Genomic DNA, 14,128 nt, shown 5'->3' with positions numbered 1-14,128 from the left:
GTCACGATGGGAGCCAAGCGTCAGGTCTTGACCACCAGGGTTTGATCTACCCGGACTCACACAAGTCCGGGGTGACGATTCCGAACAGGCGCTACAGCCTCCACCACGTCGGCAGAGACAGCCTCAGCGGCTATACCGGTTTCCGAGCCAGCCTCAGATCGTGTCGATCACCTCGGCCAGCACTTCGAGGCAGCTATGCCCGAGCTGCTTGCTGCGTTCCGGCGACCAGCCGAATTCGGGGTCGGCGTTCGGATCGTGATCCTTGAACGGCATTTCCAGCGTCATCGCCACCGCGCCGAAACGCTCGGCGACCTGGTTGGTCGACATGCTGAGGTTCGCCTTGCCCGGGCTCGATTTCTCATAGCCCTTCTCGACCTGGAAATCGGGCGTATGAGCGGCGAGGCGGCGGGCATAGTCGTAGAATTTCTCGCCCATCGCATCGGTCCAGCCCGGAATGCCCTCGAAGCCGGCGAGGAAATTGGCGGGGATCGCCTCGTCGCCATGCACGTCCATCGCGAAGGCGACGCCGGTTTCGTCCATCGCATTGCGCACGCACAGCACTTCGGGGCTCTTCTCGGGCGTCGGCGCATGCCATTCGCGGTTGAGGTTCACGCCCGCGGCATTGGTGCGCAGATGGCCGCGGAACGACCCGTCCGGGTTCATGTTCGGCACGACATGGAAGGTCGCCTTGGCGAGCAAGGCGGCCGTCACGTCGTCGTCGGGATCGGTCAGCCGCTCCAGCGCGCCTTCCATCCACCATTCGGCCATGGATTCGCCGGGATGCTGGCGGCCATAGAGCCACACCTGCTTCGGCCCCTCGCCGATGCGAAAATAATCGATCGCGCGGCCGTCCAGCGACTGGCCGAGCTGGCGGTGGGTGACGCCGGGTTGGAGCGCGGTCGCGGCGACCAGCGAATCGTGGCGCTCCATGGTGTAGGGTGCGAAATAGGCGAACCAGACCAGTTCGCTGTCACCCTCCCAGTCGAACTCCAGCACGCCATCGGCATAGCGCGTCTCGATCATGCGCCAGTCGATCCGGTCGGTCGAGACGCGTGCCTTGTAGCCGGGCCAGCCGAACGGATAGGCGGAGGACCCCGCATTGAGGATGCGACAGGTCAGCTTGCGCCCCTTCGCCCCGGCGACGCGGAAATAGAACCACTGGAAAAAGTCCGACTGGTGATCCTGCGCGATCTCCAGGTCGATTCGGTCGCCGGCAATGGCGACCAGGCGGATGTTGCCGCCATCGAAGGCGGCGTTGATCTGAATGCTCATTTGACGGTGATAGAACGGCCGGATTCGCCGGGGAACCCCAGGAACAAGGCGTGCGCCAATTTGCCCGCCGCGACGTTTGCCTGAGCCTCGGGCGCCTTGTCGTCGGCATGGGTCTGGGCGCGGCCCTCCCAGATGACGGTGCCGTCGCTGCGCCGGCGGATCTGCACCGACATCTCGGTCGCGACGACATAGCGCGACTTGGCCTTGCCGACCGGGAAGGAGACGCCACCGCCGATCCCGACGCCGCCGCCACGACCACCGCTATAGGATCCGCCGCCAAGGCCGATGCTGAAGGGCGGGGGCTTGGGTGGCCCCTCGATCGTGGTGCGCGTGAAGCCGACCACCGCGAGATACTGGCCGCGCGTATCGGCGGAGGCCGCCGTATATCCCGACCTGACCAGCTCCGCCTCGACCGCCGAGGCATAGGTCGCGAATTCGAGGCTCGCCGGCCCGCCGCCCGGCATCGGCTCGACCGTGACGGTACCGCGCTCCAGCGGGGCGCCGAGATGGAAGCGCGTGACCTGCACGGGGCCGCTGACGGTGGAGGCGGCACATCCCCCAAGACCCCCTGCCAGACCGGTTGCCGCGAGTGCGATGAGCAATGTCCGTGCCGCCGTCATCCTGTCGTATCCTTCGAACAGATCGTTGCGTCACTGTAACGCACAAGCCGATAACGCTCGATAGGCGCTTCCGGGTTCCGTGTCGCGCGGGTTGACTTGGGACACTCTCGTCCATATGCGGGCGCCTCTTTTCCAATCCCGAGAATCAAAGAAGCGAATCGATCATGAAGATCCGCAATTCACTGAAGTCGCTCAAGGGCCGTCACCGCGACAACCGCGTGATCCGCCGCCGTGGGCGCACCTACGTCATCAACAAGACGAACCGCCGCTTCAAGGCCCGCCAGGGCTAAAGTGCGCCGGCCGATTGCCGTCGTCTTCGACGTCGGCAACGTCCTGTATGACTGGAACCCCAGGTTCCTATACGAGCGCCTGATCGAAGACGATCGGGCGCTCGATGCATTCCTGCGCGATGTCGCGACCAAGGAATGGCATTTCCAGCATGATCTGGGCCGCCCCTTCGCCGAGACATCGGCGGAGCTGAGTGCGCTGTACCCGGACTATGCGGAGATGATCGCCCTGTGGGGGCCGCGCTTCAGCGACACGATCCCCGGCTTGCTGCCCGGCATGGGCGACCTCGTCGAGGAAATCGACGCGGCCGGCATACCCCTGTTCGCCATCACCAATTTTTCCGGCGAGTTCTGGCGGCCCTTCCGCGCGCGCGAAGCCGCGATCTTCGACCGGTTCCGCGATATCGTCGTCTCGGGCGACGAGCGGCTGGTGAAGCCGGACCACGCCATCTACCACCTCGCGCTCGACCGTTTCGGGCTGAAGCCGGACGAGGCGGTGTTCATCGACGACCGCGAGGACAATGTCGCGGCCGCGAACGAGGTCGGCATTCATGGGCTTGTCTTTGCGGATGCGCCGACGCTGCGTCGCGATCTGGTAAAGCTCGGCCTTCTTGCCTGAATCCTGCAGTTTGTGTACACAAGGTACACAGGTTGGAGGCCGCCATGGAAATGTCCGTTCGAGAAGCGCGTGCGCAGTTCGCGCGGGCACTCGCCGCCGTTGAACGTGGTGAACGCGTGACGATTACCAAGCACGGCGTCGCGGTGGCGGAGCTTGGCCCGGCACCGGCCAGGAAAGCGCTGGACTGGACATCGCTCGAACGCTTTCGAAAGGATCGAGGCTGGGGCAGGCTCACGGCGGAGGAGATGTGGCCCGAGGATCTCAACGATCCGGAACATAGCCGTAAGATACTGATGCTTGACGAGAATCCCGACGTCGAACCGCAATGACATTGTTGCTCGATACGCATATCGCGCTTTGGCTCGTGCGGGATCCAAGCGTTTTGAGGCCAGCGGAATTGGCGGCGATCGAAGCAAATGATCCCCTCGTATCGGCGATTTCGCTCTGGGAGCTGCGTCTGAAATGGGACCGGGTGACGCCTTCTGGCGGGAGAAAGGGGCCGGCTGACCCCGTCGAGATTCGAACCGGACTCGATATTCTGGGAATCGACATTGTGGCACTGACGCCAGATCAGGCGAGTGCGTCGCTAAGGCACCCGACACAGCACCGGGATCCGTTTGACGAAATCCTGCTGATCCAGGCGCAGGAGCTTGGCGCCAGCCTCCTTACCCGTGACCGGCTGCTGATCGATCACCCCTTGGCGCTGACGCTCTAGATATCTGTTTACGGCGATTTCCGAGCCGGCAGGTGATTCCACCTGTTTCGAAATCGCTTTGGCCTGACGCCTAGTGCGAATAGCCCTTCAGCTCGTCGCCGATCACCCGGACCACATGAAGCACATTGGTCGATCCCGGCGTGCGGAAGGGCACGCCGGCGATGATGATCAGCCGGTCGCCGGCCTTGGCGATATTGTGGCGCAGCGCCATGCGCTTGGCCTTGGCGACCATGTCCTCGAAGGATTCGACGTCGCGGGTGTGCACCGCATGCGTGCCCCAGAGCAGGCCGAGCCGCCGCGCGGTCTCCAGCTTGGGGGTCAGCACCATCAGCGGGACCGATGGCCGCTCGCGCGCGACGCGGCGCGCGGTCGAGCCCGAGCTGGTGAAGCAGATGATCGCGGCGGCATCGACCGTGGCGGCGATGTTCTTGGCAGCCTCGGCGATCGCGTCGGCCGTGGTCGGGTCGGGCCGCGTCACCGTGAAGTGGATTCGGTCGCCGTGCATCGGGTCGCGCTCGACCGCATTGCCGATGGCGTTCATCATCGCGACCGATTCGATCGGCCACGCCCCCGCCGCGCTTTCGGCCGAGAGCATGATCGCATCGGCACCGTCATAGATGGCGGTCGCGACGTCCGACACTTCGGCGCGGGTCGGCGTCGGCGCGGTGATCATCGATTCGAGCATCTGCGTCGCGACGACGACCGGGCGGCCGAGCCGGCGGGCCGTCTCGACGATACGCTTTTGCAGCGGCGGCACCGATTCGGGCGGCAGCTCGACGCCGAGATCGCCGCGCGCGACCATCACGCCGTCGCATTGCTCGACGATCTCCTCGAGTCGCTCGATCGCCGAAGGCTTCTCGATCTTCGCCATCAGGGCCGCCTTGCCCTGGATGAGCTTGCGCGCCTCGGCCAGATCCTCGGGCCGCTGGACGAAACTGAGCGCGATCCAGTCGACGCCCTGGTCGATCGCAAAGGCCAGGTCGCTGCGGTCCTTCACGGTCAGCGCCGCCATCGGCACGACCACGTCCGGCACGTTCAGCCCCTTGTTGTTGGACAGCGCGCCGCCGACCACCACCAAAGTGGTGATGCGGTCGGCGTCATGTTCGAGCACGCGCAGCACCAGCTTGCCGTCGTCGAGCAGCAGGCGGGCGCCCGGCTCGATCGCCTCGAAAATCTCACGGTGGGGCAGCTCGACGCGGGTCGAATCGCCCGGCGTCTTGTCGCGGTCGAGGATGAAGGTGGCGCCGGTTTCCAGCACCGTCCTGCCGCCCTCGAACTTGCCGACGCGCAGCTTGGGGCCCTGGAGGTCGGCCAGGATCGTGGTCGGCCGGCCATATTTCTTCTCGAGGCTGCGGATCGCCTCGATCACCGCGACCTTCGACGCCTGGTCGCCATGGCTCATATTGACGCGGAAGGCGTCCGCGCCGGCTTCGAACAATTTGCCGATCATCTCGGCGGTGCTGCTGGCGGGCCCGAGCGTCGCGAGCACACGCACCTTTCGCGATCGGGGGCTGATGGCCTTGCTCATGACGCGCGTTCCTCGGCTTGTGCGCGGTCGGCTCTAACCCCTATCTCCCGCGGATCAACCTGGGAGCGCGTAAAATGGCCGATTTGGAGACGATCGATGATTCCGTGGCGGCGGACGCCTTCCGCCGGCTCGTCCGGCATCTGCGCCACCGCAGCGACGCGCAGAATGTCGATCTGATGGGGCTTGCCGGATTCTGCCGCAATTGCCTGTCCGACTGGATTCAGGAAGCATCGGGCGGCGCGCTCGACAAGGAGGCGGCGCGCGAGGCGATCTATGGCATGCCCTATGCGCAGTGGAAGGCGGCGCATCAGGGCGAGGCGACACAAGAGCAGCTCGCGCGTATGGCGGAGAGCGTCGCGAAGAATGCGTGAAGATGCGTGACGAGGCCGCCCGGCTGTCCTAAAGCCGCGCCCTTTCCAACGAATCACATCCGGGGACTATTTCATGAGCGACGTGATCGCCGCCGACCAGCTTCGCCTCTTCATCGAGCGCATTGAGCGGCTCGAGGAAGAGAAAAAGGGCATCGCGGACGACATCAAGGATGTCTATGCCGAGTGCAAGTCGAACGGCTTCGACACCAAGACGATCCGCGCGATCGTACGGCTGCGCAAGATGGAGAAGCATCACCGCGACGAGGCCGAGATGCTGCTCGAAACCTACAAGCAGGCGCTCGGTATCGACTGAGCCACCCCTTTCCCGTTTTGTCCCGAGTCCCTCGACATCGTTCGGGAGAGCCTTGTCGAAGGACCGTTCTTTCTTCTACCTCGGGTACAGCAAAGGGCAGGCTTCGACAGGCCGGGCCCAAACGGTCAGATTTCAGGACGTCCCATGGCAGGCCATTCCAAATATAAGAACATCATGTACCGCAAGGGTGCGCAGGACAAGAAACGGTCCGCCGCCTTTTCCAAACTGAGCCGCGAAATCACCGTGGCGGCGAAGATGGGCACGCCCGATCCGGACATGAACCCGCGGCTGCGCGCGGCGATCAACGCCGCCAAGGCGCAGTCGATGCCCAAGGACAATATCCAGCGCGCGGTGGATAAGGCCGCGCGGGGCGACGGGGAGAATTACGAAGAGGTCCGCTATGAGGGTTTCGGCCCCGGCGGCGTTTCGCTGATCATCGAGGCGCTGACCGACAACCGCAACCGCACCGCCACCAACGTGCGCACCGCGGTGTCGAAGAATGGCGGTAATCTCGGTGCCAGCGGCTCCGTCAGCCATGGCTTCGACCGGATGGGCCTGATCTCCTACCCGGCCAGCGCCGGCGATGCCGAAAAGGTGTTCGAGGCAGCGCTGGAAGCGGGCGCCGAGGACGTCGAATCGAGCGACGAGGGCCATGAGATCTGGACCTCCAACGAGGCGCTGCACGAGGTGGTCAAGGCGATCACCCCGGTGCTCGGCGAACCGGAGGGCGCCAAGCTCGCCTGGAAGCCGCAGACCATGGTCGATGTCGGCGAGGACGATGCCGGCCTGCTGTTCAAGCTGATCGACACGCTCGACGATGACGACGATGTGCAGACCGTGTGGGGCAATTACGAAGTCTCCGACGCGGTGATGGAGAAGCTGGGTTGATCTTCTTCAAGCCCCTCCCGCTTGCGGGAGGGGTCGGGGTGGGCTCGCGCTCTCCTCAAACGGGCCGCTTGAGGTGGCCGGGCGCCCACCCCTCGGTCCCCTCCCGTAAACGGGAGGGGAGGCAGAAGTGATCATTCTCGGCCTCGATCCGGGTCTCGGTACGACCGGTTGGGGCCTGATCCGCGCCGAGGGCAATCGCCTGTCGCATCTCGGCAACGGCCGGCTGAAGACCGACAGCGCCGCCACCCTGCCGCGCCGGCTCGCCCATCTCGACATGATGCTCGGCGCGCTGATCGTCGATCATGCGCCCGACAGCGCCGCGGTCGAGGAAGTGTTCGTCAACGCCAACCCGCAATCCACCCTGAAGCTCGGCCAGGCGCGCGGCGTCGTATTGTGCGCGGTGGCGCGGACCGGGATCGATGTCGGCGAATATGCCGCACGGCTGGTCAAGAAGGCGGTGGTCGGCACTGGCGCGGCGGAAAAGGCGCAGGTCCATGCGATGATCGCCCGGCTGCTGCCGGGGGTGAAGATCGACGGCCCCGACGCGGCCGATGCGCTGGCGGTGGCGATCTGCCATGCGCATCATGTGGCGAGCGCGCGGCGCATTCCGAACTAACGGAGCCGGTAGAACTTACCGGATAGGGTAACGGAACGTACGCGTTGCCGTTTTCGCGGGGATGACGGGCGCGGGAAATTTCCCCTATTGGGTATTTATGATCGCTCATCTCAAAGGCCGCCTCGACTCCCTCGGTATCGACCATGCCGTGATCGACGTCGGCGGTGTCGGTTATCTGGTCGGCGCATCCTCGAAAACCCTGGCGGCGATCGGACCGGTCGGCGAGGCGGCGATGCTCCACACCGAGATGCTGGTGGCGGAGGATTTCATTCGCCTGGTCGGCTTCGCCACCGCCAGCGAGCGCGACTGGTTCCGCCTGCTCACCGGCGTGCAGGGTGTCGGCGCGCGCGTGGCGCTGGCGATCCTGTCGGCGTTAGACCCGGCCGATCTCAGCCGCGCCATTGCCGCGCAGGACAAGGCGATGGTCGCCCGCGCCAACGGCGTCGGCCCGAAACTCGCCGAACGGATCGTGCGCGAGCTCAAGGACAAGATCGGTGGCGTCGCGATCGGCGGTGCGACCCCGGTCGCGGTGGGCAGCGCGAGCGCCGATGCGATCTCGGCGATGCTCAACCTCGGCTTCCGCCCGGCCGAGGCGAGCGCGGCGGTCGCCGCGGCGGAGGAAGAGCTCGGCGCCGGCGTGGGCCTCGATGCGCTGGTACGTCTCGCGCTGCGCAAGGCGGCAAAGTAGGACGCCGGCGAACACCATGAGGTCGCCAAATATGACGACTTCGACGGGACTTCCTGACCGAGTTTGAGCCGGGCGTCACGCATTGCGAGGTAAGCGGACCTTGCTTGCTTCCCCGGCGGAGGCAGATAATCTGGCGTACCGCTTCAATCACGCGAGCCTTCCTAACTGGACCCCAGCCTCCGCCGGGGAAGCAGCAAGGTTCTCAGGCGATCGGCGTGAGCAGCGGCTTGCCGGCGAAATGCGCGTCGAGATTGGCCAGCACCAGCGCGGCCATCTCGCTGCGGCTTTCCACCGTGGCGCTGCCCTGGTGCGGGATCAGCACGACCTGATCCATCTCCCTGAGCGCTTCGGGTACATGCGGTTCGTCGGCGAACACGTCGAGGCCGGCGCCGGCGATGGTGCCGTCGGCCAGCGCCGCGATCAGCGCCGGCTCGTCGACCAGACTGCCGCGCGCGACGTTGATCAGGACGCCATTGCTGCCGAGCTTCGCCAGCACGTCGGCATCGACGATGTTGCGCGTCGCGTCGCCGCCGGGCGCGATCAGGATCAGCGTGTCGCACGCCTCGGCCAGCGCGCCGATATCGGGCACGAAGCGATAGCCCGACTCCGGCCGCTCGTGCCGGGCGGTGTAGAGCACCTCGCTGGCGAACACGGCCGCGCGCCTGGCGATCGCCTGGCCGATCGTGCCGAAGCCGAAGATGCCGATGCGCCGCCCGCTCGATCGCCGCGCGAGCGGCACGTTCCAGCCGCCGGCGCGCACCACCCGGTCGTTGACGGCAAGGCGCCGGTCGACCGCGAGCATCAGCCCGATGGCGAGATCGGCCACATCGTCGGTCAGGATGTCGAGCGTCGTCGTCACCCGCACGCCGCGCGCGCGCACCGCGTCGAGATCGATCCGCTCATAGCCGACGCCGTTGACCGACACGATCTCCAGCGCCGGCAGCCGGTCGAGCAGCGCCCGGTCGACCACCACCGATCCCCCGCCGACGATCGCGCGCGTCGTAGGCGGTGGGTTCTCGCGGTGCACGACGAAGCGTTTGGACAGCTCGTCCATCAGGGGGCCGGCCATCAGGGCGGGAAGATACAGGTCGGGAAGATCGCTCATTGGGTTTCCATACGGCGTGCGCCTTGCCCCCGCCAGTATCGGCGCGCTATCGCCGCTCGGTGACCGACAGCGACCGCCCCATCATGTCCGCCCGCATCGATGGGTGGGCCGCTTTCGTCGGTACGGCATGAGCTGGCTGAAACTCGCCCCGATGCCGTCCCTCGTCTCGAAAGTGGGCGTGGCCCGCATCTACCAGTATCGCGACCGATACTTCATCTGTTCCGTCGCGGGCATCTCCGAGACGGAATCGATCACCATATTCCCCAAGGATGTGTCGGAGTCGGATCTCGGCGAAGCAACGATCCGGCATCTGATGGAGTTCAGCCACGAAGATGCGCGCGATCTTACCAAGTCACGCAGCACCGATTGGCGCGCCTTTCGGGAATCGGGTGCCAAATCGATCAAGACGTTCGAGCCCGAGCTGTGGCATGTGGATGTCAGCCTGCGAAACGGGGGCGTCGAAATCCATGCCCGGCCGCGGCTAAGTCTGAAGGATCATTTATCGGTGTATGCCTATGTTCAGGCGACCCTGCCCGAATCGGTCGGTACCGCCGTTCGCGAAGCGATCGGGGGAGCGCAGGCGTTGCGCGAGCAGGGCCTGATCTGAGGCCATGACCGATTCAGACCGCCTTCTCACGCCCGGACGCAAGCCCGAGGATATCGACGCGGCGCTGCGCCCGAAGTCGCTCGACGACTTTGTCGGGCAGAAGGCGGCGCGCGAGAATCTGCGCGTCTTCATCGCAGCGGCGAAATCGCGCGGCGATGCGCTCGACCATGTGCTGTTCTTCGGTCCGCCGGGGCTCGGCAAGACGACGCTGGCGCAGATCGTCGCGCGCGAGATGGGCGTGGGTTTTCGCGCCACGTCCGGGCCGGTCATCGCCAAGTCGGGCGATCTCGCCGCGCTGCTGACCAATCTCGAGGATGGCGACGTGCTGTTCATCGACGAGATCCATCGCCTGGCCCCTGCGGTCGAGGAAGTGCTCTATCCGGCGATGGAGGATCGTGCGCTCGACCTGATGATCGGCGAGGGGCCGTCGGCGCGCTCGGTCAGGATCGATCTGCCGCGCTTCACCCTTGTCGGCGCGACGACTCGGCAGGGGCTGCTGACGACGCCGCTGCGCGACCGGTTCGGCATTCCGGTGCGCCTTCATTTCTATACCGTCGACGAGCTGGAAAAGGTCGTCACGCGGGCGGCGGCTCTGCTCGGCCTGCATGTCGCCCCCGATGGCGCGCACGAGATCGCCCGCCGGTCGCGGGGCACGCCGCGCATTGCCGGGCGCCTGCTGCGGCGGGTGCGCGATTTCGCCAATGTCGCGGGGCGCGAGACGGTCGATGCGGTGGCGGCGGACGCGGCGCTCAACCGGCTGGAGGTCGACAAGCTCGGCCTCGACGCGATGGACCGGCGTTATCTGATGATGATCGCGGATGTCTATCGCGGCGGGCCGGTCGGGGTGGAAACGCTCGCGGCGGGGCTCAGCGAGCCACGCGACACGGTCGAGGAAGTGATCGAGCCCTATCTCATCCAGCTCGGCCTGATCGCCCGCACGGCGCGGGGGCGCATGCTCAATGCGGGCGGCTGGAAGCATCTCGGTCTCAACCCGCCGGCGAGCAGCCAGGACGGCCTGTTCGACTGAGGGATTGCCTCATTGTGACGAACCGCAACCATGTTGCGCAGCATTATGGCCCAGCCCCTCACAATCTGATAGCGCGATGGCATGCCCACCGCCGCCGCCTCAGCTCGTGAAATCCTCGTCCGCCTCCACGATGTGATGGCGTCGCGCACCGCGGCGCAGGCGAAGCTCAATTCGGTGGTGCAGATCGTCGGCGAGGCGATGTCGAGCGAGGTCTGCTCGATCTACCTGCTGCGCGACGGTGTGCTCGAACTCTACGCCACGCGCGGCCTGGCGCAGGAGGCGGTCCATGTCACCAAGCTGGCGATGGGCGAGGGGCTGGTCGGTACGATCGCCAAAGAGGTCGAGACGCTGAACCTGGACGAGGCCGCCTCGCATCCCGACTTCGCCTACAAGCCCGAAACCGGCGAGGATAAATTCCACAGCTTTGCCGGCGTTCCGATCATCCGACGCGAACGTGCGGTGGGCGTGCTGTGCGTTCAGCATGCCGATCCCCATAAATATGACGATGTCGAGATCGAAGCCCTGCAGACCGTCGCCATGGTGCTGAGCGAGCTGATCGCCAATGCCGACCTGGCCGATGCGGGCGGCGGCGCGTCCGATCGTCCGCAATCGACCGCGGCGATGCGGGTGCCGGGCCTGAAGCTCGTCGATGGCATGGCATCGGGCTATGCGGTCTATCACCAGCCGCGCATCACCATCGAGCATACCGTCGCCGAGGATACCGAGGCGGAGCGCCACCGCGTCTATGCCGCGTTCGACAAGATGCGCGAGCAGATCGAGCGCATGGCGGCGCAGGCCGAATTCGGCGTCGGCGGCGAGCATGACGAGGTGCTCGAGACCTACAAGATGTTCGCCTATGACGAGGGCTGGAGCCGCCGGATCAACGAGGCGATCGATTCAGGCCTGACCGCCGAGGCGGCGATCGAGCGGGTGCAGCAGCGCACCCGCATGCGCATGCGCCAGATCGACGATCCGCTGCTCGCCGACCGGATGCACGACCTGGAGGACCTGTCCAACCGGCTGTTGCGCATCGTCTCGGGCCAGATGGGCACGGCGGCGCAGATGGGCCTGCGGCAGGACACGATCCTGATCGCGCGCAATCTCGGCCCGGCGGAGCTGCTTGAATATGACCGCCGGCGCCTGAAGGGGGTGGTGCTGGAAGAGGGGTCGCTCACCGCGCATGTCACCATCGTCGCGCGCGCCATGGGCGTGCCGGTGCTCGGCCGGGTGAAGAGCGTGCGCCGGCTGATCGGCGAGGGCGACCTGCTGCTGCTCGACGTGACCGAAGGCACCGTCTTCGCGCGGCCTTCCTCCGCGATGGAGGAGGTGTTCGAGACCAAGCTGCAGATGCGCCAGAAGCGCCGCGCCGCCTTCGCCGCGCTCAAGACCGAAGCGCCGATCACCCGGGACGATCACCGGGTGACGGTGATGGTCAATGCCGGCCTGCGCGACGATGTCGCCGCGCTCGACGTGACGGGCGCCGACGGCATCGGGCTGTTCCGCACCGAATTCCAGTTCCTCATCTCGGCGACCTTGCCGGCGCGCGAGCGGCAGCAGCGGCTGTACCGCGATGTGCTGGATGCGGCGGGCGACCGGCCGGTGATCTTCCGCACCGTGGATATCGGCGGCGACAAGGCGCTGCCCTATCTCAACAAGGAAGATGCCGACGAGGAGAATCCGGCGATGGGCTGGCGCGCGCTCCGGCTCGCGCTCGATCGCGGGGGCCTGATGAAGGTGCAGGCGCGCGCCTTGCTCGAGGCGGCGTCGGGGCGGACGCTCAACGTGATGTTCCCGATGGTCTCCGAACCGTGGGAGTTCGACGAGGCGCGTGCCCTGTTCGAGGCGCAGCGGGACTGGATGGCGGCGCGCGGGCGCAAGCTGCCGGCCGAGATTCGCTATGGCGCGATGCTCGAGGTGCCGGCGCTGGCCGAGCAGCTCGACCTGTTGCTGCCGAATATCGATTTCCTGTCGGTCGGCACCAACGACCTGACCCAGTTCCTGTTCGCCGCCGACCGCGCCAATCCGCGCCTGGCCGAGCGGTATGACTGGCTCAGCCCGGCGATCCTGCGCTTCCTGAAGCGCCTGGTTGCGCCGACGCGCGGGGCGAATGTTCAGCTCGCGGTATGCGGCGAAATGGGCGGGCGGCCGCTGGAAGCGATGGCGCTGATCGGGCTCGGCATCGACCGGTTGTCGATCACCCCGGCGGCGGTCGGGCCGATCAAGGCGATGGTCCGCTCGCTCGACCGGGCTGCGCTGGTCGCCTATATGGACGAACTGCTTGCCCGGCCGCCGCGCGACATGCGCGGTGCATTGACTGCCTGGGCGGCAAAAAGCGGCGTCGAACTGGCATGATAGTGTGATGGGCGGACGCGGAGGCCGTTGACTTGGCGCGGTCCCTTTGTGAGACACATCGCGGCGCAGGCAAATCATATAGGGCGCACCCTGCTCGCCGGAGACAAGCATGACCGATACCGATTCCGGCGAAGAAGCGACTCTGTTTCCCAAGACCGCCGGCGAACGCCTGCGCGAGGCGCGGGAGGCGCAGGGCCTGTCCCTTGCCGAGATCGCGGCGCGCACCCGGATTCCGATCCGCCAGCTCGAAGCGGTCGAAACGTCGAATTTCGCGGCGCTGCCGTCGATCACCTATTCGGTGGGTTTCGCCAAGGCCTATGCCCGGGCGGTCGGCCTCGACGAAGTGTCGATCGCGCGCGACGTTCGTGGCCAGAACGACCAGGTGGCGGTGCGGCGCACCGATTACGAAGCATATGAGATCACCGAATCGACCCGCGTGCCGACCAGCGGCCTCGCCGTGCTGGGCGGTGTGGTGGCGGTGCTGCTGCTGATTGCGGTCGGCCTGTGGTACGGCACCAGCCTGTTCCGCGGCGAGGACGCGCCCACCCCGGCCCCGACCGAGAACAGCGCCGAGGCGCAGGCCAACCCCGCAACCGCGCCGACCCCGGCGACGGGCGGGCATGTGACGCTGACCGCGACCGACGATGTCTGGATGCGGGTCTATGACGCGACCGGCACGACCCTCTACGAAAACACGCTGAAGCCGGGTGACCGCTACGACGTGCCGGTCGATGCGAACAATCCGATGATCAATATCGGCCGGCCCGACAAGCTGCAGGTGACGCTGAACGGCTCGCTGGTCGCCCCGCTCGGCGACGGCAAGGTGGCGATCAAGGACGTGCCGATCGGCGCCGCCGCGCTTCAGGCGCGTGCCAGCGGCACGCCGCTGCCGACCGCATCGTCCACGCCCGCCGCGAGCGCGACGGGCGCAGCGACGGAGCCGACCGGAACCCGGACACCGTCGCCACGGGCAACGCCGCGCGCGCGCAGCACGTCGGCCGCGACGGCGCCGGGTGCGACGCCGACCGCAGCGGCGCCACCACCGGCCTTCGCGCCGGCGGCCGACCCAACTCCGGCACCTTAAGGATAGCGACAGGATGACGGTGTCAGCTATACCCGG

Annotated in this window: 17 protein-coding genes; 13 read left to right on the top strand and 4 right to left on the bottom strand. The window is 66.5% G+C overall.

Translation table 11 applies throughout. The features are described 5' to 3' along the window. Positions 1–153 precede the first annotated feature (153 nt). Positions 154–1,272 carry a M14 family metallopeptidase gene (locus tag AC1DT7_RS00250; protein WP_478033423.1) on the bottom strand — a complete coding sequence of 373 codons (1,119 nt, stop codon included), beginning with the start codon at positions 1,270–1,272 and terminating at the stop codon, positions 154–156. Next, positions 1,269–1,892: a DUF4136 domain-containing protein gene (locus AC1DT7_RS00245; protein ID WP_478033422.1), complete on the bottom strand. Its 624-nt coding sequence runs from the start codon at positions 1,890–1,892 to the stop codon at positions 1,269–1,271. The genes AC1DT7_RS00250 and AC1DT7_RS00245 overlap by 4 nt, the downstream gene beginning before the upstream one ends. Positions 1,893–2,056: 164 nt before the next feature. Here AC1DT7_RS00245 and ykgO point away from each other — a divergent pair, with 164 nt between their 5' ends. From ykgO to AC1DT7_RS00225, 4 genes are read left to right on the top strand one after another with little or no spacing between them, the layout of a single operon-like run. Further along, positions 2,057–2,182 (top strand): type B 50S ribosomal protein L36, encoded by a 126-nt coding sequence (gene ykgO, locus AC1DT7_RS00240; protein WP_004210176.1) that lies wholly within the window; start codon positions 2,057–2,059, stop codon positions 2,180–2,182. 1 nt (position 2,183) lies between these two features. Further along, positions 2,184–2,798, top strand: coding sequence for an HAD family hydrolase (locus tag AC1DT7_RS00235; protein ID WP_478033420.1), 615 nt, complete (start codon positions 2,184–2,186; stop codon positions 2,796–2,798). Between the two features lie 32 nt (positions 2,799–2,830). After that, complete coding sequence (locus AC1DT7_RS00230; RefSeq protein WP_478033419.1) at positions 2,831–3,127, top strand: type II toxin-antitoxin system Phd/YefM family antitoxin; 297 nt, start codon at positions 2,831–2,833, stop codon at positions 3,125–3,127. Further along, a complete protein-coding gene (locus tag AC1DT7_RS00225; protein WP_478033418.1) occupies positions 3,124–3,513 on the top strand; it encodes a type II toxin-antitoxin system VapC family toxin in 390 nt (129 codons plus the stop codon). Before AC1DT7_RS00230 ends, AC1DT7_RS00225 begins: the two co-directional genes overlap by 4 nt. 70 nt (positions 3,514–3,583) lie before the next feature. On the opposite strand, the gene pyk is transcribed toward AC1DT7_RS00225, so the two are convergent. Then, positions 3,584–5,041, bottom strand: coding sequence for a pyruvate kinase (gene pyk / locus AC1DT7_RS00220; RefSeq protein ID WP_478033416.1), 1,458 nt, complete (start codon positions 5,039–5,041; stop codon positions 3,584–3,586). A 74-nt stretch (positions 5,042–5,115) separates the two neighbouring features. Between pyk and AC1DT7_RS00215 the strand changes: the two genes are divergently transcribed. From AC1DT7_RS00215 to ruvA, 5 genes are all read left to right on the top strand, one after another. Beyond that, a complete protein-coding gene (locus AC1DT7_RS00215) occupies positions 5,116–5,412 on the top strand; it encodes a DUF1244 domain-containing protein (protein WP_478033415.1) in 297 nt (98 codons plus the stop codon). Positions 5,413–5,485: 73 nt separating this feature from the next. Continuing rightward, the gene (locus AC1DT7_RS00210) at positions 5,486–5,725 is read left to right on the top strand and encodes a DUF2312 domain-containing protein (protein WP_478033414.1); all 240 of its coding nucleotides are present in this window, start codon (positions 5,486–5,488) and stop codon (positions 5,723–5,725) included. A gap of 144 nt (positions 5,726–5,869) precedes the next feature. Beyond that, on the top strand, positions 5,870–6,613 hold the full coding sequence (locus AC1DT7_RS00205) for a YebC/PmpR family DNA-binding transcriptional regulator (protein WP_478033413.1): 744 nt from the start codon (positions 5,870–5,872) through the stop codon (positions 6,611–6,613). A 127-nt stretch (positions 6,614–6,740) separates the two neighbouring features. Further along, positions 6,741–7,229 carry a crossover junction endodeoxyribonuclease RuvC gene (gene ruvC / locus AC1DT7_RS00200; RefSeq protein ID WP_478033411.1) on the top strand — a complete coding sequence of 163 codons (489 nt, stop codon included), beginning with the start codon at positions 6,741–6,743 and terminating at the stop codon, positions 7,227–7,229. Between the two features lie 97 nt (positions 7,230–7,326). Continuing rightward, positions 7,327–7,917 (top strand): Holliday junction branch migration protein RuvA, encoded by a 591-nt coding sequence (ruvA, locus tag AC1DT7_RS00195; protein ID WP_478033410.1) that lies wholly within the window; start codon positions 7,327–7,329, stop codon positions 7,915–7,917. Positions 7,918–8,119: 202 nt separating this feature from the next. Here ruvA and AC1DT7_RS00190 read toward each other — a convergent pair whose 3' ends face one another. After that, positions 8,120–9,022: a 2-hydroxyacid dehydrogenase gene (locus tag AC1DT7_RS00190; RefSeq protein ID WP_478033409.1), complete on the bottom strand. Its 903-nt coding sequence runs from the start codon at positions 9,020–9,022 to the stop codon at positions 8,120–8,122. A 127-nt stretch (positions 9,023–9,149) separates the two neighbouring features. Here AC1DT7_RS00190 and AC1DT7_RS00185 point away from each other — a divergent pair, with 127 nt between their 5' ends. The 4 genes from AC1DT7_RS00185 (at position 9,150) to AC1DT7_RS00170 (ending at position 14,092) form a co-directional block, all read left to right on the top strand. Next, positions 9,150–9,629: a hypothetical protein gene (locus AC1DT7_RS00185; protein WP_478033408.1), complete on the top strand. Its 480-nt coding sequence runs from the start codon at positions 9,150–9,152 to the stop codon at positions 9,627–9,629. Positions 9,630–9,633: 4 nt separating this feature from the next. After that, positions 9,634–10,656, top strand: coding sequence for a Holliday junction branch migration DNA helicase RuvB (gene ruvB, locus AC1DT7_RS00180; protein WP_478033407.1), 1,023 nt, complete (start codon positions 9,634–9,636; stop codon positions 10,654–10,656). A gap of 81 nt (positions 10,657–10,737) precedes the next feature. Beyond that, the gene (gene ptsP / locus AC1DT7_RS00175; protein WP_478033406.1) at positions 10,738–13,008 is read left to right on the top strand and encodes a phosphoenolpyruvate--protein phosphotransferase; all 2,271 of its coding nucleotides are present in this window, start codon (positions 10,738–10,740) and stop codon (positions 13,006–13,008) included. Positions 13,009–13,117: 109 nt separating this feature from the next. Beyond that, positions 13,118–14,092, top strand: a complete 975-nt coding sequence (locus tag AC1DT7_RS00170; RefSeq protein ID WP_478033405.1) for a helix-turn-helix domain-containing protein — start codon at positions 13,118–13,120, stop codon at positions 14,090–14,092. Positions 14,093–14,128: the final 36 nt, after the last annotated feature.

It is taken from the genome of Sphingomonas sp. P3_C6, from assembly GCF_056402595.1.
Note: the sequence above shows the minus strand (reverse complement) of the source record. Positions and strands in the feature narration are given on the sequence as shown.

What these genes read in the sequence shown, in the direction of transcription:
- AC1DT7_RS00250 (WP_478033423.1), bottom strand. Translation starts at nt 1,272, where the DNA reads ATGAGCATTCAGATCAACGCCGCCTTCGATGGCGGCAACATCCGCCTG.
- AC1DT7_RS00210 (WP_478033414.1), top strand. Translation starts at nt 5,486, where the DNA reads ATGAGCGACGTGATCGCCGCCGACCAGCTTCGCCTCTTCATCGAGCGC.
- ptsP (WP_478033406.1), top strand. Translation starts at nt 10,738, where the DNA reads ATGCCCACCGCCGCCGCCTCAGCTCGTGAAATCCTCGTCCGCCTCCAC.
- ruvA (WP_478033410.1), top strand. Translation starts at nt 7,327, where the DNA reads ATGATCGCTCATCTCAAAGGCCGCCTCGACTCCCTCGGTATCGACCAT.
- AC1DT7_RS00185 (WP_478033408.1), top strand. Translation starts at nt 9,150, where the DNA reads ATGAGCTGGCTGAAACTCGCCCCGATGCCGTCCCTCGTCTCGAAAGTG.
- AC1DT7_RS00190 (WP_478033409.1), bottom strand. Translation starts at nt 9,022, where the DNA reads ATGAGCGATCTTCCCGACCTGTATCTTCCCGCCCTGATGGCCGGCCCC.
- AC1DT7_RS00170 (WP_478033405.1), top strand. Translation starts at nt 13,118, where the DNA reads ATGACCGATACCGATTCCGGCGAAGAAGCGACTCTGTTTCCCAAGACC.
- AC1DT7_RS00225 (WP_478033418.1), top strand. Translation starts at nt 3,124, where the DNA reads ATGACATTGTTGCTCGATACGCATATCGCGCTTTGGCTCGTGCGGGAT.
- pyk (WP_478033416.1), bottom strand. Translation starts at nt 5,041, where the DNA reads ATGAGCAAGGCCATCAGCCCCCGATCGCGAAAGGTGCGTGTGCTCGCG.
- AC1DT7_RS00215 (WP_478033415.1), top strand. Translation starts at nt 5,116, where the DNA reads ATGGCCGATTTGGAGACGATCGATGATTCCGTGGCGGCGGACGCCTTC.
- ykgO (WP_004210176.1), top strand. Translation starts at nt 2,057, where the DNA reads ATGAAGATCCGCAATTCACTGAAGTCGCTCAAGGGCCGTCACCGCGAC.
- ruvB (WP_478033407.1), top strand. Translation starts at nt 9,634, where the DNA reads ATGACCGATTCAGACCGCCTTCTCACGCCCGGACGCAAGCCCGAGGAT.
- AC1DT7_RS00245 (WP_478033422.1), bottom strand. Translation starts at nt 1,892, where the DNA reads ATGACGGCGGCACGGACATTGCTCATCGCACTCGCGGCAACCGGTCTG.
- AC1DT7_RS00205 (WP_478033413.1), top strand. Translation starts at nt 5,870, where the DNA reads ATGGCAGGCCATTCCAAATATAAGAACATCATGTACCGCAAGGGTGCG.